17 protein-coding genes and 1 riboswitch are annotated in these 18503 nt (G+C 60.6%); of the genes, 9 read left to right on the forward strand and 8 right to left on the reverse strand.

The window, feature by feature from the left end; translation table 11 throughout:
* On the reverse strand, positions 1 to 690 hold a 690-nt coding region (locus ARB25_RS10235), incomplete at its 3' end, for a hypothetical protein (RefSeq protein ID WP_055286614.1).
* 214 nt (positions 691 to 904) lie between these two features.
* On the opposite strand from ARB25_RS10235, the gene ARB25_RS06035 reads away from it, so the two are divergent.
* Both ARB25_RS06035 and ARB25_RS06040 read left to right on the forward strand, forming a co-directional pair.
* Positions 905 to 1315, forward strand: a complete 411-nt coding sequence (locus tag ARB25_RS06035) for a peptide deformylase (protein ID WP_055286616.1) — start codon at positions 905 to 907, stop codon at positions 1313 to 1315.
* Positions 1316 to 1523: 208 nt separating this feature from the next.
* On the forward strand, positions 1524 to 2645 hold the full coding sequence (locus ARB25_RS06040) for an IS110 family RNA-guided transposase (RefSeq protein ID WP_156327697.1): 1122 nt from the start codon (positions 1524 to 1526) through the stop codon (positions 2643 to 2645).
* 428 nt (positions 2646 to 3073) lie between these two features.
* On the opposite strand, the gene ARB25_RS06045 is transcribed toward ARB25_RS06040, so the two are convergent.
* Both ARB25_RS06045 and ARB25_RS06050 read right to left on the reverse strand, forming a co-directional pair.
* Positions 3074 to 4555, reverse strand: coding sequence for an aminotransferase class I/II-fold pyridoxal phosphate-dependent enzyme (locus ARB25_RS06045; protein WP_082421912.1), 1482 nt, complete (start codon positions 4553 to 4555; stop codon positions 3074 to 3076).
* Between the two features lie 201 nt (positions 4556 to 4756).
* On the reverse strand, positions 4757 to 5614 hold the full coding sequence (locus ARB25_RS06050; protein WP_070100750.1) for a LysR family transcriptional regulator: 858 nt from the start codon (positions 5612 to 5614) through the stop codon (positions 4757 to 4759).
* Between the two features lie 118 nt (positions 5615 to 5732).
* Between ARB25_RS06050 and ARB25_RS06055 the strand changes: the two genes are divergently transcribed.
* Positions 5733 to 6644 carry a DMT family transporter gene (locus ARB25_RS06055; RefSeq protein ID WP_055286621.1) on the forward strand — a complete coding sequence of 304 codons (912 nt, stop codon included), beginning with the start codon at positions 5733 to 5735 and terminating at the stop codon, positions 6642 to 6644.
* Positions 6645 to 6784: 140 nt separating this feature from the next.
* The gene (locus ARB25_RS06060; protein WP_055286622.1) at positions 6785 to 9034 is read left to right on the forward strand and encodes a KUP/HAK/KT family potassium transporter; all 2250 of its coding nucleotides are present in this window, start codon (positions 6785 to 6787) and stop codon (positions 9032 to 9034) included.
* A gap of 81 nt (positions 9035 to 9115) precedes the next feature.
* Here the strand turns inward: ARB25_RS06060 and bsh are convergent, their stop codons facing one another.
* Positions 9116 to 10081 carry a choloylglycine hydrolase gene (gene bsh, locus ARB25_RS06065; RefSeq protein WP_055286624.1) on the reverse strand — a complete coding sequence of 322 codons (966 nt, stop codon included), beginning with the start codon at positions 10079 to 10081 and terminating at the stop codon, positions 9116 to 9118.
* 131 nt (positions 10082 to 10212) lie between these two features.
* Positions 10213 to 10632 carry a peptide deformylase gene (locus ARB25_RS06070; RefSeq protein WP_055286626.1) on the reverse strand — a complete coding sequence of 140 codons (420 nt, stop codon included), beginning with the start codon at positions 10630 to 10632 and terminating at the stop codon, positions 10213 to 10215.
* A 193-nt stretch (positions 10633 to 10825) separates the two neighbouring features.
* On the opposite strand from ARB25_RS06070, the gene ARB25_RS06075 reads away from it, so the two are divergent.
* Complete coding sequence (locus ARB25_RS06075; RefSeq protein WP_055286627.1) at positions 10826 to 12136, forward strand: NCS2 family permease; 1311 nt, start codon at positions 10826 to 10828, stop codon at positions 12134 to 12136.
* A gap of 137 nt (positions 12137 to 12273) precedes the next feature.
* Positions 12274 to 12939, forward strand: coding sequence for an alpha/beta hydrolase (locus ARB25_RS06080; RefSeq protein WP_055286629.1), 666 nt, complete (start codon positions 12274 to 12276; stop codon positions 12937 to 12939).
* Between the two features lie 237 nt (positions 12940 to 13176).
* Here the strand turns inward: ARB25_RS06080 and ARB25_RS06085 are convergent, their stop codons facing one another.
* The 3 genes from ARB25_RS06085 to ARB25_RS06095 form a co-directional block, all read right to left on the reverse strand.
* Positions 13177 to 14310 carry a 5-methyltetrahydropteroyltriglutamate--homocysteine S-methyltransferase gene (locus ARB25_RS06085; protein WP_055286631.1) on the reverse strand — a complete coding sequence of 378 codons (1134 nt, stop codon included), beginning with the start codon at positions 14308 to 14310 and terminating at the stop codon, positions 13177 to 13179.
* Positions 14311 to 14465: 155 nt separating this feature from the next.
* Positions 14466 to 15362 carry a LysR family transcriptional regulator gene (locus tag ARB25_RS06090; protein WP_055286633.1) on the reverse strand — a complete coding sequence of 299 codons (897 nt, stop codon included), beginning with the start codon at positions 15360 to 15362 and terminating at the stop codon, positions 14466 to 14468.
* Between the two features lie 10 nt (positions 15363 to 15372).
* Positions 15373 to 16281, reverse strand: a complete 909-nt coding sequence (locus ARB25_RS06095; RefSeq protein ID WP_055286635.1) for an HAD-IIB family hydrolase — start codon at positions 16279 to 16281, stop codon at positions 15373 to 15375.
* Positions 16282 to 16374: 93 nt separating this feature from the next.
* Positions 16375 to 16485, forward strand: a riboswitch (TPP riboswitch).
* 51 nt (positions 16486 to 16536) lie between these two features.
* On the opposite strand from ARB25_RS06095, the gene thiM reads away from it, so the two are divergent.
* The 3 genes from thiM to ARB25_RS06110 are packed head-to-tail and all read left to right on the forward strand — an operon-like array spanning position 16537 to position 18413.
* Positions 16537 to 17376 carry a hydroxyethylthiazole kinase gene (gene thiM / locus ARB25_RS06100; RefSeq protein ID WP_055286637.1) on the forward strand — a complete coding sequence of 280 codons (840 nt, stop codon included), beginning with the start codon at positions 16537 to 16539 and terminating at the stop codon, positions 17374 to 17376.
* 3 nt (positions 17377 to 17379) lie between these two features.
* Positions 17380 to 17721, forward strand: a complete 342-nt coding sequence (locus ARB25_RS06105; protein WP_022093950.1) for a thiamine-binding protein — start codon at positions 17380 to 17382, stop codon at positions 17719 to 17721.
* On the forward strand, positions 17718 to 18413 hold the full coding sequence (locus tag ARB25_RS06110) for a thiamine phosphate synthase (protein ID WP_055286639.1): 696 nt from the start codon (positions 17718 to 17720) through the stop codon (positions 18411 to 18413). The genes ARB25_RS06105 and ARB25_RS06110 overlap by 4 nt, the downstream gene beginning before the upstream one ends.
* Positions 18414 to 18503: the final 90 nt, after the last annotated feature.

The raw sequence follows: 18503 nt of genomic DNA on the forward strand, positions 1-18503 counted from the left end.
GCCACCACGGCCACCACGATCGCCAAAGCCGCCGCGACCGCCACGGTCGCCGCCACGGCCACCGCGATCGTCACGACCGCCGCGAGGACCGCGATCCTCGTCCAGACCCATGGCGACGAGCGGAGCGATAACCTTATCGAGAGCGGCCATCAGCTCGGTGGCCTCCTCGTAAGAAAGCTCGGGCAGGAGCTTCTCCTTCTTGTTGGCAAGCTCAACCAGGCCCTCAGCGGCATCCTCGGCGGCGAAGACAACAATCTTGCGCATATCGCCCTCGGCGTCGTCGATGCGGCCGACCAGATCGGCGGCCTCGGCCTCGGCCATCAGGCCATCGAGCTCACGAAGGCGCATGCCCAGCAGGTCGGACATTTCCTTCTGCTCCATCTTGGGCTTGAGGTCAAGAAGCTTGATGGCGCGCTCGATGTTCGCCATGCGCTCGGCCTTGGCCTCCTCCTCCTTGGAAATAGCAAAGCGACGGCTACGCAGCAGACGGGCGGCCTTCTGCATCTTGTCCATCAGCTCTTCGTCATCGTAATCAACGGCGGCCTCGACAACCTCGGCCTCCTCCTCGGCGGAAACCTCGTCAGCAGCCTCAACCTCGGCAGCTTCGGTCTCCACGGTCTCGACTGCCTCGACCTCGGCAGTCATGGTCTCGTTCTCGGTCTCGTTCATGATCTCTTCGTTCTCGGACATGAGACTCCTTCTTGGCCCTCTCGGGCATCATCGCCCCATTCGCGGGGCCCGTCGCGCACTCTTTGCGCTTTAAACATTCATGCCTCTCGGCAAAACGTCCATTAGTTTATGGTGTCGCCATCCAATCTAGCTGCAGAATCTATGTGCACACATTAATGCGACATGTCGCGGTATCATGGCCTGAACCAAACGTGTCCACCTTAAGGAGCCCGCCATGATTAAGCCCATCATGAAATCCGAGTTCTTTTTACGCCTGCCTTCCGAAGACGCGGGACCCGACGATGCCGCGACCGGGCAGGACCTCCTGGATACGCTCCACGAGCATGAGCACGAGTGCGTGGGCCTCGCCGCCAACATGATCGGCGTGCGCAAACGCATCATCTGCGTAAAGGACGGCAACAGGACACTCCTGATGTACAACCCGCAAATTCTTGAGCAGGTCAATGCCTATCAGACGAGCGAAGGATGCCTCTCGCTGATCGGCGAGCGTCCCTGTACCCGCTATCGCCGCATTAAGGTTGAGTATTTGGACGAGAACTTCGTCCACCGCATCAAAAACTTCTCGGGCTACACCGCCGAGATCATCCAACACGAAATCGACCACTGCAACGGCATCGTGATCTAGTTCCGCGAACCAAGGAAAATGATCTGTTTTCCTCCGTCCCTAATGGACCATGGTAACGCCGCAGGCTGAGCACACGACAGACACTATGACCCAATCCGAGGGCACGGAAACGACAGGAGCCCCCGCTCGTGACCGCGGGTCGGGGCTGCGACAATGTTGTTGAAGTGCCAGAGGCGCAGCCGCGCCGCAACGAGGTTGGGAGGCTCCCGTGCCTAGATATTCTACCGCCTTCGGAATGGACGTACACCTCAGGTCCACCACCGTCTGCGCGCTCGACGCGAAGACGGGCGAGGCCGTGGCGAGGAGGTTCCGCGGCAACCCGTGGGGCGAGGTCGCGGAGTGGATGTCGGGCTTCCCGGGCCCGTCGCTCGCCGCCTACGAGAGCGGCTACCTCGGCTTCGCGCCGCAGAGGGAGCTGTCGGCCCTCGGCGTCGACTGCGTCGTCGCGGCCGTCTCCAAGGTCCCGAGGTCGGCGGCAGACCTCTCGTCCAAGAACGACCGCAACGACGCGGCCAGGATGGCCAAGGCGATACTGTCGCACGACGTCACCCCGGTATGGGTGCCGTCCCCCGAGATCGAGGGGCTCAGGGACCTCGCCGCCGCCCACGACGCCGCGACCGCCAGGCTCGCGGCGGCGAAGCAGCGGCTCCTGGCGTTCCTGGCCCGCCGCGGCTACGTCTACGGAGGCACGACGCCGGCCGGCAACCCCCGGAAGTACTGGACGTACGGCTTCCTCAGGTGGCTCGACGGCATACGCCCCGCCGACGACGGCGGCATCCGGGCGCTCGCGGCGCTGAGGAACGAGGTCGAGGCGGCCGACGAGACGAGGGAGGCCGTCCTCGCCGAATACAGGGCCGCCGTCGCGGCGGGCCCCCTCTCGGCCGAGGTCGAGGCGCTCCAGTCCATCAAGGGGTGCGGGTTCGTGCTCGCCGCCGCCTTCGCGGCCGAGGTCGGCGACTTCTCGAGGTTCCGCTCCGGCAGGCAGGTGACGGCCTACTTCGGCCTCGCCCCGAAGCAGAGGTCGAGCGCCGACTCCGTGCGACTCGGCGGGATCAGCGGGGCCGGCAACGCGCTCGTCAGGAGGCTGGCGGTCGAGGGGTCCTGGCGCTACGCCCAGGCCGGGCACCAGCCCAAGCTGATGCCCAAGGGCTCCGGAGTCCCGCTCGAGATAAGGATGCACGGGAGGAAGGGGTCCGAGCGCCTGCTCCGGCGACGCGAGGAGATGCTCGAGAGGGGCATGCCCCAGGCGAAGGCGAACGCCGCCACCGCCGCCGAGCTCGTGAGGTGGCTGTGGGCCCTCGGCATGATGTGCCGGGAGGCCGGCGAATAGACATAGCCCCCGTCCCGGCGAGCCGGGCAGCCTTCGGGGATACCCCCGTTCTCGCTGTGCGCGCGGCGGTCGCCGCATTCGCGTCGACAGACTTGGGGAACCCCCGCCGAAGGAGAGGATTGCGGGCCGCCAGAGCGGTATCCGCGGATATGAGACTGAGCCGAAGGCGTCGACGACATGCCGGGGGCGGACCGGGACGGGTTCAACGGCAGGCCCCGCCGACCGATTGCAAGCGGTCGGCGGGGCCATTGTGGCTCTTGACAGCGGATTGGGTCATATGAGCGAGCGAGCCGCATTTGCGCCAAGGTGACGTGAAATGAGAGGGCGCTGACCTTCTGGTCGCGCCCTCGAAATTGAACGTCAGATTGGCGTGAATGCGGCTCGCGCAGCGTCAAGCGGTCCGCCGTTCGGTAGAACGGCGGAACTAATTAGCTCTGGCGGTAATGGTCGAAGAAGTCGGCGAGATCTTCGAGCGACTCTTTGAGCACTTCCATGCGCGGCAGGTACACGATGCGGAAGTGGTCGGGCTCAGCCCAGTTAAAGCCGCCGCCGCGCGTGATGAGGATCTTCTTCTCGTGCAGCAGGTCAAGGGCAAACTGCTCGTCATCGGTGATGTTGAACTTCTTCACATCCATCTTGGGGAAGATATAGAACGCCGCACGCGGCTTGACCACCGAGATGCCATCGATCTTGCTGAGCGCCTCATACACAAAGTTGCGCTGCTCGTAGACACGACCGCCGGGGCGGATGTAGTCGTTAACCGACTGATGGCCGCCGAGCGCCGTCTGGACGATCGACTGAGCCGGCACGTTGGAGCACAGGCGCATGTTAGAGAGCATGTTGATGCCCATGATGAAGTCGCTCATGCAGCGCTGGTTGCCCGAAAGCACCATCCAGCCAATACGATAGCCCGCAATCATGTGCGACTTGGACAGACCGCTAAAGGTAACGCAGGGCAGGTCGGGGGCGAGCGAGGCAATCGAGACGTGCTCGTAGCCGTCCATGCACAGGCGGTCGTAGATCTCATCGGCAAAGATCATCAGCTGATGCCTGCGTGCAATCTCGACGATGCCCTCGAGCACCTCGCGCGGATAGACAGAACCCGTGGGGTTGTTGGGGTTGATGATGACGAGGGCTTTGGTCGCGCTCGTAATCTTGGACTCCATATCCTCCAGGTCGGGATACCAATCCGCCTGCTCATCGCACAGATAATGTACGGGATGACCGCCAGCAAGGGTTGCGCACGCCGTCCAGAGCGGATAGTCGGGGCTGGGGATCAGAATCTCGTCGCCATTGTCGAGCAGCGCGTTCATCGAAAGCTGAATGAGCTCGGACACGCCGTTGCCCGTGTAGATATGCTCCATCTGAACGTTGGGCAGGCCCTTGATCTGCGAATACTGCATGATCGCCTTGCGCGCGGAGAACAGGCCACGCGAGTTGGAATAGCCTTCGCAGTCGGGCAGCTGCTGGCGCATGTCCTTGATGACCTCATCGGGCGTGCGGAAACCGAAGGGCGCCGGATTGCCGATATTGAGCTTGAGGATGCGCTCGCCCTCGTCCTCCATGCGGGCAGCCTCGTCGACGACGGGACCGCGCACGTCATACAGGACGTTATCAAGCTTGGTGGATTTAGAAAAAGTACGCATGGTGGTGCTCCTTGGAATTTGAGCTGAGGGATGGGGTTCGGGCTTGGAATCGTTGCGAGGCGATGATGTCTCGCCTTGATCGGCGTCACCGGCAAGCAGCCAGGAAACATCGACCTCCAAAATGCGGGCGAGCAGCTCTGCCACATCGCGCCGCGGAATCGTCTTGCCACTCACATATTGGCTCATCTGACTCTTGCCGAGTTTTTTGCCGAGCATCTCCGATGCGCGGATTACGTCCGACTGGCGAACGTCGCGATCGGACATGGTCTGTCGCAGGCGATCGCTAAACGTCTCTTGGGCCACAGGAACCTCCTTGCTGGCAAAGTTCAATTTATAGAACACGAATTGAACCAAGGTTCAATTTAGCAAGCAGTATAGCGCGGCGCATTATCTGGAAGTTCAATTTCACAAGAAAATGTACCGAACCCCGAGAATCGTCCCGAGGTGGACAACGGGCACGCGCTTTTAGAGATATTCGAGGAAACGAGCCGCCGCGAGCGAAACGTCGGCGGTGCGGTATATGGCGTTGATCTGCCGATGAGGATGTCCCTCGAGCGGGCGCACGGCAACATCGAACTGGCAGCGGCGCAAGATGAGCGCGGGAAGAATGCTCACGCCCAGGCCGTCCTCGACCATGGCCATAATCGCATAGTCATCCCAGGTCGACAGCTTGGAGCGCACCGTCAGCCCCGCCCGACGGAACAGCGGCGTAATCTCGTCGTCGCTACCGCGTTCCAGCAGAATAAACTGCTCGTTGGCCAAATCGGCAAGGGAAACGACCTCCGCGGTGGCAAGCGAGGAGCCCGCTGGCACCACGGCCATCAGCTCGTCTTGTACCAACGGCCGCGACGCCATGCCGGCGCCGCGTGGCTCGCGCGGAATAAAGCCCAGGTCGCAGCGGCCTTCCGCCACCCATTGCTCAATCTCGGAGTAATCGCCCATCAGCAACTCATAATCGACGTCCGGATGATCGGCGCGAAACCGCGCGATCACCGGCGGCAGTACATGGGTCGCCACACTCGAAAACGTACCGATACAGATCTTGCCACGCATGAGCCCTCGCATCTCGTCCACGCGTCGCTGCAGGCGGCCAAACTCTTCGCATAACGCCTCGACTGCCGGCATGACCTGCCGCCCGTCGGCAGAAAGCACCACGCCCTCGCGGCTGCGATCAAGCACCTTAAAACCCCAGTCTGCCTCAAGGTCGCCCACCATGCGGCTCACGCCCGACTGCGAATAGCTCAGCCGCTCTGCAGCACGCGTAAAGCTGCCGGCACGCACCGTCTCAAGCAGCACTTGCATCTTTTGGATATTGGTCTCCACGGCACGTCCCCACCCTTGCATGAGTTTTTGTCATGTTTGCCATGCATTATATTCGCTTTTCTTCTAAAGCCAGTTCACCCATAGTGAACATGTTCGGATATAGAGGGGATGTCAGCGCATGAACAACGGACTGTTTACGTACTTAGCAGCATTGCTATTGTTTGGCTCAAACGGCATCATCGCCGCTGCCATCGCGCTGCCGAGCTCTGATATCGTGCTCCTGCGCACGTTTTTGGGCGCACTCTCGCTTGTCACCATCCTCGCCATCACTCAACGCCATAAACTGCAGGCGCCATCTCGCCCCCGCGAAGCCGCAGCCCTTCTCCTCTCGGGAGCCGCGCTGGGCGCCAGCTGGATTTTTCTGTTCCGCGCCTACCAGACGATCGGCGTCGGCGTATCCTCGCTGCTGTATTACTGCGGTCCCATCATCGTTATGGCCCTCTCCCCGCTCATTTTTGGCGAGAAGCTGACCGGCGGTAAAATTACCGGCTTCATAGCCGTCGCCTGCGGCGCCTTCCTCATCGCAGCCCAAGGTCTCGGCGGCAATATGCCCATCGCGGGCATCGTGTGCGGCATCGCCTCGGCCTTCTGCTACGCGTTGATGGTCATTGCCAGCAAGGGAGCGCCACATATCGAAGGTCTCGAGAACTCCACGCTCCAGGTGAGCGCCGCCTTTGTAACCGCGTTGATCCTTACGCTCTTCACGCAAGGTGCCCCCTCGTTCCTCTCCCCCAGCATTGCCGCTGGCATCGATTGGCGCGCCGTTGCCATGCTCGGCATTGTCAACACCGGACTCGGTTGCCTGCTCTACTTTAGCGCCGTCGCCAAACTGCCCGTGCAGACCGTCGCCGTCGTCGGCTACCTTGAGCCGCTTTCGGCCGTCGTGTTCTCGGCCGTCCTTTTGGGCGAAGCCATAACACCGGTCCGCCTGATGGGTGCCGCGCTTATCATCGGCGGCGCGATTTTTTGCGAACTCGCCGGCAAACGCGCAAGCGCCAAGGCTGGCATAGCCCAGACAGCACGTGCTTAAAAGCCCCTGTTTTGAAATGCTACCTCCGTACATAAATAATCCCCAGCTGGGGATTATTGTCTAAAATAACCTGATGTGCCAAACTGCTCTTGTATGTATAAAGACGGCATAAAGATTATCTGTCCTAGACAGATAACCGGATGTCTAAGGGAGTCCACGTGGCACACAACAAACTGGAGGCAAGCCCCCAAGACCAGCGTGGTCAAGGCGGGCACGGAGCCATCCCCCTCTCCGCTGGCATGCTGCTCGTAACGCTCGGCGTCGTCTATGGCGACATCGGCACGAGCCCCATGTACACCATGAAATCAATCGTCGCCAACAACGGCGGCATCGGTACCGTCAGCGAGGACATGATTCTGGGCGCGCTTTCGCTCGTCATCTGGACCATGACGCTCGTGACCACGGTCAAGTACGTGGTAATCGCCATGAAGGCCGACAACCACAACGAAGGCGGCATCTTCGCCCTGTTTAGCCTGGTGCGAAAAGTGGCACCATGGCTGATCCTACCTGCCATGATCGGCGGCGCGGCGCTGCTCGCCGACGGCATCCTCACCCCCGCGGTCACGGTCACCACAGCCATCGAGGGCCTGCGTACCATCGAGTGGGGCCACGCGCTGCTGGGCGACGGCCAGACCAACGTCATCATCATCACCATCATCATTATCTGCGGCCTATTTGCCATGCAGCGCGCCGGTACCTCGTCGATCGGTAAGCTGTTCGGCCCGCTCATGACGTTGTGGTTCCTGTTCCTGGCAGGCGCCGGCCTGTTCAACATGCTCGGCAACCTGTCCATCCTGCGCGCGCTCAACCCCATCCGCGGCATCATGTTCCTGTTCTCGCCCATCAACCACTCGGGCATCATGGTGCTCGGCTTTGTCTTTCTGTCGACAACCGGTGCCGAGGCGCTCTACTCGGACATGGGCCACGTGGGCAAGGCAAACATCTATGCATCCTGGCCGTTTGTTAAAGCGGCCCTCATCCTCAACTATCTGGGTCAAGGCGCTTGGCTGCTCGCCAATAACTCCAACCCCCAGATGCTCGCAATGGATATCGTCAACCCGTTCTATATGATGCTCCCCGAGCCCCTGCGCCCCTTTGCCATCGTGCTTTCGGCCGTGGCGGCCATCATCGCCTCGCAGGCGCTCATCACCGGCTCGTTCTCGCTGGTATCCGAGGCAACGCGCCTCAACCTTATGCCGCACCTGCGCATCCACTACCCCAGCGACACCAAGGGCCAGCTCTATATTCCGCTCGTCAACAACATCATGTGGGTCGGCTGCATCTTCATCGTGCTGCTATTCCAAAACTCTGAGCGCATGGAAAGCGCCTATGGCCTCGCCATCACCGTGACCATGCTCATGACCACCACACTGCTGACGAGCTATATCGCCGGCATCCTCAAGCACAAGCTGGGTGCCTGCGTCTTCGCCCTGCTCTTTGGTGCCATTGAGCTGTGCTTCTTCGCCTCGTGCCTCACTATGTTCTTTGACGGCGGCTACGTCATGATCTTCCTGGCCGCGCTGCTGTTCGGCCTTATGTATGTGTGGCGCCGCGGCACCGCCATCGAGCGCACGCAAACGATCCTGCTGCCCGTCTCCAAGTACATCGATCAGCTCAACCGCCTGCGCAACGACGAGACCTATCCCGTGCTCGCCGACAATCTGGTATTTCTCACCAACAGCCCCGACCCGCTCACGCTCGACCGCGACGTGCTTTATTCCATCCTGGACAAGCACCCCAAGCGCGCCAAGGCATATTGGTTCATCAACGTGCACGTTACCGACGAGCCCTATACGCATGAGTATTCCGTTGAGACCTTTGGCACAGACTTCCTGTTCCGCGTGCGCTTGGACCTGGGCTTTAAGGTCAACCAGCGCATCAACGCCTACCTGCGCCAGATCGTCGGCGACCTGATGGCATCGGGTGAGTTGCCGCCGCAGCATCACACCTACTCTATCTACGAGACACGCGGCAACGTGGGCGACTTCCGTTTTTGCATGCTGCGCAAGATGCTTGCCCCCGAAACGGACATCAACCGCAACGACCACCGTGTGATGGCCATCAAGTACGCCGTCCGCCGCGCCTGCGGAAGCCCGGCGCGCTGGTACGGTCTCGAGAACTCTGCCATCATCATCGAGTACGTGCCGTTGTTTGCCCGCATGCGCCCGGCCGTTAAGCTCGTGCGCACCCAGGTGCCGCTCGAGGTTCAGATTGAAGAGGCCGAGGAAATGGAAGTCGACATCTTCTCGGACGACCTGGTCAACGGCAACGAGGCCGGCAAGAGCATGAACGTCGATCCCACCGAGCTGCTCGAGAGCGTCGCCGATACGCCCGAGCAACAGCAACTCGACGGACTCGAGAGCACCCAGTTCAACGACGCCAACTTCTAACACGCCACCAGCCATTGACGACAACGGCCTCGCATCTCATAAGAGGTGCGAGGCCGTTTTATGTCGCAACGGACCAGTGAGCTACGAACGGCGCGGCTCGGGAACCACGAGCCTATCGGGGCTCGCGCCCTCGGCATCCATCAGGCTCACGTAGCGAATCGACGGATCCCCATACATCGCGTAGTAATAATTGCCCGTGCGCGCGCTAAAGCATCCGGTGTAGATAGTCTTCTCGAACTTGCCATCGCCCATCCTGGACGCCCCCTCGATCATCACCACGCCCTCGAGCGAGCGGAACATGCGAACGACGTTTTCGGTCTCGCTCTCCTTTTGCGGGTAATTGGCATTGAGGTACGCCGCCTTTACAAAACGGCTCGGAGAATAACAATCGCCCGGAATGCCGCGCATGCCGGCACCGGCTCCATAGGGCTTGAGCTCGGCGCCACGCCACGTCGCCGTTTGCGGAAAATCGCTTGTGGCGGTGATATAGGTGCGTAGGTTTTCCATATGCCACGGGAAGGTCGGCTGATTGGCAAGGGTGTCGACCGGATCGTCGTATACATGCAGGCCGTCAGCCATCATCTCGACCACGATGCTGCGCTGGCTGTCGCCGATAATCCAATGGAGCAGCGACACGCCCAGCCCCTCTCCGGCAGATTTGGCGACAATCACCGTATCGCGCAGCGCAGCCTCGACCTCGTCGACCGTCGAGAACGTCGCTGCCACCCACAGGGGAAACTCATAGGCCGCGATATTGGTCTTGCCGTCGACAGGGTCCTCGGCATACTCGGCATAACCTGGGAAATTGAGACCCGCCACAGCCAGACCTGCATCGTTGCCGCAGTCGAAAAACATGGGATAGTTCTCGTAATCGATGCACATGCCGATTACCGCGTGTGCTGCCGACGCATCGTCGATAAACGAATACGGAATGTGGAACCCGCGAGGCATCACGCGAACCTGTTGGCCGTAGTCAAAGCTCCAGTCGAGGTTGCGGCCTAGATACATGTGGCCAGAATTATCGGTAAATCGAATACTCGTACACATAGCGCCTCCTAGCTTTACGTTCTTGCTAATTTCATTGTCTCCAAACAAAAAGGCGCTAAACACAAAAGCCCGGACATGACAACAATGTCACGCCCGGACCAAAAGAGACGAAGTGCGGTGCTTTGGTCCCCTTAGACCAACTTTCCAAGACAGTGATCGATCATATGCTGGATCATCTGTGCCTCAAAGCCCACGTAGTCGCGGCGGCACTCCTTCATCTTGCCGTCGACGATCTGGTCAAAGGCAACCTTGCACTTGATATAGCGCGTGGACTTGGTGATCTCGTCGTGCGTCAGGCAGCTCTCCTCCATCTTGCTGGCGCCCAGACCAAACACCAGACGGGGGTTGTAGAGCACGTGGGGCTCGCCGGCGTCGTCCAGGTAGACGCAGACCTTCTTGGTGACACCGATCTGGTTGGCGGCCAAGCAGCCGGCATCATCGAGCGACTTGATGGTATCAATCAGATCCTGAGCGACCGACTCGTCCTCGACAGTCGCAACCTCGCAACGCTGAGACAGGATAGCCTCGTCGCGGCAGAGCTCTTTAATCATACGTTCCTCCATAGGGGTCGTTGTAGCCGCTTAAGTATACGGTACCCACACATTTTCATGCGAAAAATACCGTCCGTCTGCTACAAAGCGCCGAACATCAACATGCGAGGAACATCAACCTTTCAAAGGCGATATAGTAGTTGAGTTCGTGTCAATCGGCCTAAACTCGGGGCCGAACAAGGAAAGGGTATGCATGGACGAACTTTTTCACGTCAGTGAGCGCAAGTCCACAATCGGGACCGAACTTCGCGCTGGACTGACAACATTCCTGGCGATGGCCTACATCATCGCCGTCAACCCTGCGGTGCTCTCGGGCGCCGGCATCGATGCGGGAGCGCTCGCCTGCGCCACCTGCCTGGGCGCCGGCATCATGACCATCTGCATGGGCATCTTCGCCAACCGCCCGCTCGCCTGCGCGTCGGGCTTAGGCGTCAACGCGATGATCGCTGGAATCACCACCACCGTCTGCGGCGGTGACTGGCACGTGGCCATGAGCGTCATCTTCCTTGAGGGCGTCGTCATCTTGCTGCTCGTGCTTTGTGGCCTGCGCGAGGCCATCATGGACGCCATCCCGGTTGTCCTGCGTCACGCTATCTCGGTGGGTCTGGGCCTGTTCATCGCCATGATTGGCCTGTGCGATGCCGGCATTATCACCGCTGGCGCCGGTACACTCGTCGGTCTGGGCGACATCACCTCCCCCACCTTCATCGTCGGCATCATCTCCATCCTGGTGACGGTCTCCCTCGCCTGCCGCAACGTCCCCGGCTCGCTGCTCATCGGCATCGTCGTCGCCGTCATCGCCGGTATCCCCCTAGGTGTGACCCAGGCTCCGACCGGTATCATCGCCCCGCTCGATTTCTCGAGCATCGGTGGCCCCATCGCCGACGCCGGCGGCGTGCCTGCCATCGTCAAGGTCCTTACCGACCCCGCGCTCCTCGTCATCTCGTTCTCGCTGCTCATGAGTGACTTCTTCGACACCATGGGCACCGCGATGGCCGTGGCCAAGCAGGGCGAGTTCCTCACCGACGACGGCAACGTCGAGAATATCAAGGAGATTCTGATCGTCGACTCCGCCGCCGCTGCTGTGGGCGGTTTCATGGGCGTCTCCTCCATCACCACCTTCGTCGAGTCCACCTCTGGTGCTGCCGACGGTGGCCGCACGGGCCTCACCTCCGTCACCACCGGCGTGCTGTTCATTCTCGCCGCGTTCTTCTCCCCCATCGTCACCATCGTTTCCAGCGCCGCCACCTGCGGTGCTCTGGTCTACGTCGGCTACCTCATGATGAGCGAGGCCTCCGAGATTGACTGGTCCGACGTGTCGCAGGGTTTCCCGGCGTTCATGATTGTCGCCGGCGTGCCCTTCACCTACTCCATCTCTGCCGGCATCGGTCTGGGCTTTATCGCCTACGTAGTCGTCGCGCTCTTTAAGGGCGAGGCTTCCAAGATCAAGCCGCTCATGTGGATCGCAGCCCTCGCCTTCCTCGTCTACTTCTTTGTAGCGTAGCGGCATAGTCTGCTAAAGCAAAACAACAAGGCGCGGAATCGCATCGAGCGGCTCCGCGCCTTTCTTTTAGCGTCTGTCCCCGTGCCAGCGTGCGACAATTGAGGCTGTCAATATCACAACACCGAGAGAAGCCTGCCTTGGAAGCGCATCATAAGCAGATAACCGTTTATTCAGAGTGTGTGGAAGGCGCGCCCGTCATCTACCTCCCCGTGGTTATGGGCGACGGTAGTGAAGTCTACGAGCGCTGCCGAGAGCTCGACTGCCCGCCATTCACCCTTGTCGCCATTGGAGGGCTCGATTGGAATCGCGAGCTGAGCCCCTGGGAATGTGAGGGAACTATACGAGATGCCGAGTCCTTTGGCGGACAGGCGTCTGAGTTTCTCGATGAACTGCTGAATCAGATAATCCCAGAGGCCGAATCATCACTTCCCTGCCCGCCCACCTGGCGCGGCATTGCCGGCTACTCGTTGGCGGGTCTTTTTTCCCTGTGGGCACTTTGGCAAACAGATGTCTTTGAGCGCGCGGCAAGTGCATCGGGGTCGCTGTGGTTCCCCGGCTTTATCGACTACGCGCGAGAGCGCACGATGACAGCCACGCCCGACGCCGCCTATCTGTCGCTCGGTAAAAAGGAAACCAAGACGCCCAACCGCATGATGCGGCACGTACTCGACGATACGCGTGCGATGGAAGAGCTGTTTATCGAGCATGACATTCCAACAACGCTGGAGCTCAACCCCGGCAATCACTTTGCCCAAACTGACCTGCGCATGGCGCGCGGCATCCACTGGATACTGACGCATTAAAAATGGCGTCCACGCGTACATACGCATGGACGCCATTTTTAATTTGGCTGAACGCAGCTACTATTCGGCAGTCTCCTCGAGTTCAGATACGGCGGGCGTCGAGGATTGGGACATGGATGTCCTTTCATGATGGAAGGGCGATCAGGCATATCGGATAACCTGCCCGAACGATACGATCCGAACCATTGTACGTGATACGCCATGTCTCGCACGCGCCGTCACCTGCGAACGGTAACGTTACTTCCAAACGCGCTCGGCAATGCGCTTGACCAGCGCGATCTTTGCCCACTGCTCGTCCTCGGTCAGCTTGTTGCCAATCTCGCAGCTGGCAAAGCCGCACTGGGGCGACAGGTACAGATTCTCGAGCGGCACGTACTTTGCGGCTTCGCGGATGCGCTCGACGATAACATCCTCGTTCTCGAGCTCTGCCGCCTTGGTGGTTACCAAGCCCAGCACGACCTTCTTGCCGGGAGCAACATACTTGAGCGGCTCAAAGCCACCGGCGCGCGGCGTATCGAACTCAAGGTAGAACGCGTCGACATCCTCGTGCGCAAACAGGTACGGTGCAATGGGATCGTAACCACCCTCGAAGGCATACGTGGAGTGATAGTTGCCGCGGCACACGTGCGTGTTGATGACCAGATCGTCGGGCTTGCCCTCGATGGCGGCGTTGTTGAGTGCCACGCCCAGCTCGCTTACCTTTTGCAGGTCGACCGGGCTCATGCCGGTTTTGGCGACAAAATCGGTATCGCAGTAGATGCCCCAGGTGCAGTCATCAAACTGGATGTTGCGGCAGCCTGCTGCGTACAGGTCGGCGATCACCGTGCGATAAGCGGCTGCAATGGCGTCGGCAAGTTCCTCGTCGGTCTTATAGACGGCACGCAGGCTCTCCTGCTGGCCGTCGCAGCGATCGAGCGTAACCTCAGAGAACGTCTGAATAGGCGCCGGGATGGTCTGGCGTGCAACGTGGCCCTCTCCCTCAAGCGCCTTGACGAACTTAAAATGCTCGACGAACGGGTGGTTCTCGCCGCTAATGGGACCGGTAACCACGGCGGTGTCCGCCGTCGTCTCCTCGTCATGGAACATATAACCCGTGCGTGAGGTGCGGCGCTCAATGCCGTTAAGGCCCCACATAAAATCGAGGTGCCAGTAGCTGCGGCGGAACTCGCCATCGGTGATCACCTGCAGGCCGGCGGCCTTCTGCTTGGCCACCAAATCGCGAATGGCATCGTCCTCGACGGCCTTAAGGCCGGAAGCGTCGAGTTTACCCGCGACATAGGCGGCACGGGCGTCCTTTACAGCCTGCGGACGAAGAAAGCTGCCGACGATATCGGCGCGAAACGGCGCGTTCGGTTGAATCGAAGTGCTCATAGATATCTCCCTTTGCATTGGTTGCTTTACTGGGACAGAGTATGAGCGCTCATATGACCATCGTAAAATATACGTTTATAACAGTTTGATATAGATGTTTCCTATATCAGTCTGGACTGTCATAAAGAGACTTGAACCGTGCGGAGCACAGCAGCCTAGATATGCTGACGAATCGCGTCGATATAGGCCCGACCGTAGCGCGTAAGCGTCGTGTTCTTGCGCGTGATGATGCCAATCTCCATGTACTCGTCCACGTCGAGCGGAATCGAGATAATGCCGGGGCCGTTGAGCTCGTGGCTGATCACGCCCGAGCATACCGTGTAGCCGTTGAGGCCCATGGCCAAATTGAACAACGTCGCACGGTCGCGCACGCGGATATTTTTGCGACGCTCGAACGTCGAGGTCAGCTCCTCGGAATAGTAAAACGAGTTGTAGCTGCCCTGCTCGTAGGACAGGAACGGGTAGTCTTCCAGATCCTCGAGCGTCACGCTGGAGCGGTCCGCCAGCGGATGGTCGGCGCAGACGAAGACATGCGGCGTGGCGCAGAAGAGTCCTTCGAACACGAGCTCGTTGGCCACCAGCATGCGCTCGATGACCTCGCGGTTGTGCTCGGACAGATATAGGATGCCCAGCTCGCTTTTCATGTGCGCGACATCCTCGATAATCTCGTGGGTCTGTTCCTCGCGCAGGGTAAAGTCGTAGCGCGCGGCATCGAACTCGCGGATCACGTCGACAAACGCGTTGACGGCAAAGGAATAATGCTGGCAGCTCACACTAAAGTGCGGCACCTGCTCGGATGCGCCCTTGTACTTGCCCTCGAGCAGGTCGGCCTGGTCGAGTACCTGGCGCGCATAGCCCAAGAAGGTCTCGCCTTCCTCGGACACAATGACGCCCTTGTTGGTGCGCTCAAAGATGTGCACACCCATCTCGTTTTCGAGATCGCGAATCGACGCGGTAATCGAAGGCTGCGACACAAAGAGCCGGCGCGAGGCCTCGGTAATGCTGCCGCATTCGGCAACTTTGACGACATATCTGAGCTGCTGGAGCTTCATGGCTGTCTCCTTAGCTGTTAGTGAGATTCGCGTCGGCAGTACCCGGCAGGCGCATAAACGGCGGCATCTCCCCCGTCGCGGCGCAGGCGGCAATCTGATGCAGGACTCCGGCGACCGCATCATCCACCGCGGCGCCGATATGCCAGCGCGCGGCAGCCGTGACGGCCTCGTTGGCATTGGCGACTGCAACGGAGTTGGGAACGGCATCGATCATGGGCAGATCGTTATCGGAATCGCCAAATACGGCCACCTCGTCGGGCGTCAGGCTCAAGGCGCGCGCCAGCTCCAGCGCAGCGCAGCCCTTGTCCCAACCATCCGGAAGGATGTCGAACAGGCGCACTCGGTTGTTGGGAAACACAAGCGAGAGTTCCGGCACCTCAACGGCAACGCGCTCGCGTAGCTCCGCGAGCTCCTCACGCGAACGGGCACTCCAGATATTCGCCTTAAACACCGGCGCGCCATCGACGACGGGACGACACGGGGCCTCTTCGCCTTTGAGCCACGCATTGCCGCCCGACTCCATAGCGCGACGCACACGCTCGGGATTGCTCGTCACGCAATAGGCATCGTTGCCCCAAAAGTCATCGCCCAGGCTGTAGACTTTTAGAAATGTATCGTCGGTCTCTTGCTCCAGATAGTCAGCCAAACGCATCAGAGCATCGTTGTCGATTGCGCGCGAAGCGACTACTTCGCCGTCGACAAACATCACCTGGCCGTTACAGAACGCACCGGTCGAAAAACACTCGGAACGGTTTTTGAACATCCAGCCCATCGCGGACGGCTGACGACCCGAAACCGGCCCAAAGTGCAGACCCGCCGCCTGCATGGCATGAATACCCTCAATGGCGTAGTCGCTGGCGCCGTCATGCCCGGCTGGAATCAGCGTATCGTCCATATCGGTCAGCACAAGTTTAATCATAAGGCCCCCATTCGTATCGGTCCTACCTATTGTAACGACCTGCCAAAATAAACCTGTCCCTTTTTGGCAGGTGCGCTAGTATAGGGAACAACAGATTCGATGCGGGAGTGCCGGCGGTGCAAACCACAAGGCTGAGAGGGCATGGGGCCCAATCCTTTGAACCTGTCAGTTAATGCTGGCGTAGGGAGCATGCCGCCTTTACAGGGGCGCTGTCTATGCACAGCGCCCCTTTTCTATGCCAAGGAGGCATGTGCAGTGATTGATTCGGAACAGCTTAAGCAACATATGGTCAAGGCCGTAGAGGAAATTCGCGCCACCAATCCGATGGCCGGCTCCATCACCAACACGGTGACGATCGACTTTGTCGCCAACGCACAGCTCGCCGTGGGCGGATCGGCCGCCATGGTCTATCTGCCCGACGAGGGCGAAGCGCTCGTTGCCGGCGGCGGCGCCATCTATCTCAACATGGGCACGCTCTTCCCCATCTACGAGCAGACAATTCCCCGCGCGGCCAAGGCGGCACACGACGCCGGCAAGCCCTGGGTGCTCGATCCGGTGGGCCTGGGCATCGGCAGCCTGCGCACCCAGCTGGTAAACGAGCTCAAGCAGTACAAGCCCGCCATCGTACGCGGCAACGCCTCCGAGATCATCGCGCTCGCCGGCCTGTGGGGCCTTGAGGGCGAGGCGGCTGATCTGAGCCGCGTGCGCGGTGTCGATACCACCGACACGGTCGACGCCGCCCGCGATGCTGCCGTGGCGCTCGCTCGCTACACCGGCGGCGCCGTAGTGGTTTCGGGCGAAGTCGACCTGATCACCGACGGCACGACGGTGGCCAAGTCCCACGGCGGCAGCCCGCTTATGTCCAAGATCACCGGCTGCGGTTGTTCGCAGGGCGGCGTGCTGGCCGTGTACGCCTGCGTCACCGATCCGTTTACGGCGGCAGTCTGCGGCACCGCGGTCTACAACGTTGCCGGCACGCGTGCCGCCGCTGTCGCCGATGCCCCGGCAAGCTTTAAGGTCGCCTTTATCGACGAGCTCTACCGCGCGACCGCCCAAGACATCGCCGATAACCAACTCGAGCTCGAGGAGGCATAAGCCATGTCCGAGCCTGCAACCAATACCGGCATGAACACGCTCGTCGCTGTGGCCATCGCCCCGTGCGGCACCGGCGATGAGCTGTCCGCCGAGGTCGCCGAGGTCGTGCGCGTCATTCGCGAGAGCGGCCTTCCCAACCGCACCACCTCGATGTTCACCGAGATCGAGGGCGACTGGGACGAGGTCATGCAGGTCGTGCGCGACGCAACCTTTGTGTTGGCGAGCAAGGGCATCCGCACCGAAGTCGTGCTCAAAGCCGATATTCGGCCCGGATTTACCGACACCATGACCGGCAAGCTCGAGCGCATGGAAGCGCAGATCAAAAAGCAGGAGGAAGCACGATGAGCATCCGCGACAACCTTGATATCTCGGCCTATCTGGTACTCGGCCCCGAAAACACGCTGGGGCGCCCCGTGGGCGATGTGGTGGCCCAGGCGCTCGACGCAGGCTTTACCTGCATTCAGGTGCGCTCCAAGGTGGCAAGCGCCCGCGAGATCATCGCGCTGACTGGCGACGCCGCGCAGGCAATCGCACAGGCCGGCAAGACCGGTCAGGTCGCCTTGCTGATCGACGACCGCCTGGACTGCGTACTCGCCGCGCGCGAGCAGGGCATTGCCGTCGACGGCGTGCACGTAGGCCAGAGCGACATTCCCGTCGAGGTCTGCCGCAAGCTGCTGGGCCCCGATGCCATTGTGGGCCTTTCGGCCCGTTGCGAGGAGATGCTCGAGTACGTCAAGACCGCCGACATGAGCCTGGTCGACTACCTGGGCATCGGCCCGCTCCACGAGACCGAGACCAAGCGCGACTGCGGACGCGCGGCCGACGGCTCTATCATCACCAAGAGCTTTGAGGACCTGGACGCACTCCACGCGGCAAGCCCCGTGCCCATCGTGGTGGGCGGCGGCGTCAAGACGGCCGACCTGCCGCAGCTTAAGGCCACCGGTGTCGACGGCTTCTTTGTGGTGAGTGCCGTCTGCAGCGCCGATGACCCCTACGCCGCGGCCAAGGAGCTCGTCGACACTTGGCAGCAGGCATAGGCATAAGCCGAGCAGCTGATCCGCAGCCTCACATCTTCAGCAATGGAAAGCGCATCCCAGTTTGGACCTCCATTCCGGGATGCGCTTTCC

Source organism: Collinsella aerofaciens, from assembly GCF_001405375.1.
Classification (GTDB): Bacteria; Actinomycetota; Coriobacteriia; order Coriobacteriales; family Coriobacteriaceae; genus Collinsella; species Collinsella aerofaciens_F.

Excerpts from the sequence above, each read along its gene's own strand:
- ARB25_RS06035 (WP_055286616.1), top strand. The coding sequence starts at position 905 with ATGATTAAGCCCATCATGAAATCCGAGTTCTTTTTACGCCTGCCTTCC.
- ARB25_RS06110 (WP_055286639.1), top strand. The coding sequence starts at position 17,718 with ATGAGCATCCGCGACAACCTTGATATCTCGGCCTATCTGGTACTCGGC.
- bsh (WP_055286624.1), bottom strand. The coding sequence starts at position 10,081 with ATGTGTACGAGTATTCGATTTACCGATAATTCTGGCCACATGTATCTA.
- ARB25_RS06105 (WP_022093950.1), top strand. The coding sequence starts at position 17,380 with ATGTCCGAGCCTGCAACCAATACCGGCATGAACACGCTCGTCGCTGTG.
- ARB25_RS06060 (WP_055286622.1), top strand. The coding sequence starts at position 6,785 with ATGTCTAAGGGAGTCCACGTGGCACACAACAAACTGGAGGCAAGCCCC.
- ARB25_RS06075 (WP_055286627.1), top strand. The coding sequence starts at position 10,826 with ATGGACGAACTTTTTCACGTCAGTGAGCGCAAGTCCACAATCGGGACC.
- ARB25_RS06055 (WP_055286621.1), top strand. The coding sequence starts at position 5,733 with ATGAACAACGGACTGTTTACGTACTTAGCAGCATTGCTATTGTTTGGC.
- ARB25_RS06095 (WP_055286635.1), bottom strand. The coding sequence starts at position 16,281 with ATGATTAAACTTGTGCTGACCGATATGGACGATACGCTGATTCCAGCC.
- ARB25_RS06070 (WP_055286626.1), bottom strand. The coding sequence starts at position 10,632 with ATGATTAAAGAGCTCTGCCGCGACGAGGCTATCCTGTCTCAGCGTTGC.
- ARB25_RS06045 (WP_082421912.1), bottom strand. The coding sequence starts at position 4,555 with ATGTCCGATCGCGACGTTCGCCAGTCGGACGTAATCCGCGCATCGGAG.
- ARB25_RS06085 (WP_055286631.1), bottom strand. The coding sequence starts at position 14,310 with ATGAGCACTTCGATTCAACCGAACGCGCCGTTTCGCGCCGATATCGTC.
- ARB25_RS06090 (WP_055286633.1), bottom strand. The coding sequence starts at position 15,362 with ATGAAGCTCCAGCAGCTCAGATATGTCGTCAAAGTTGCCGAATGCGGC.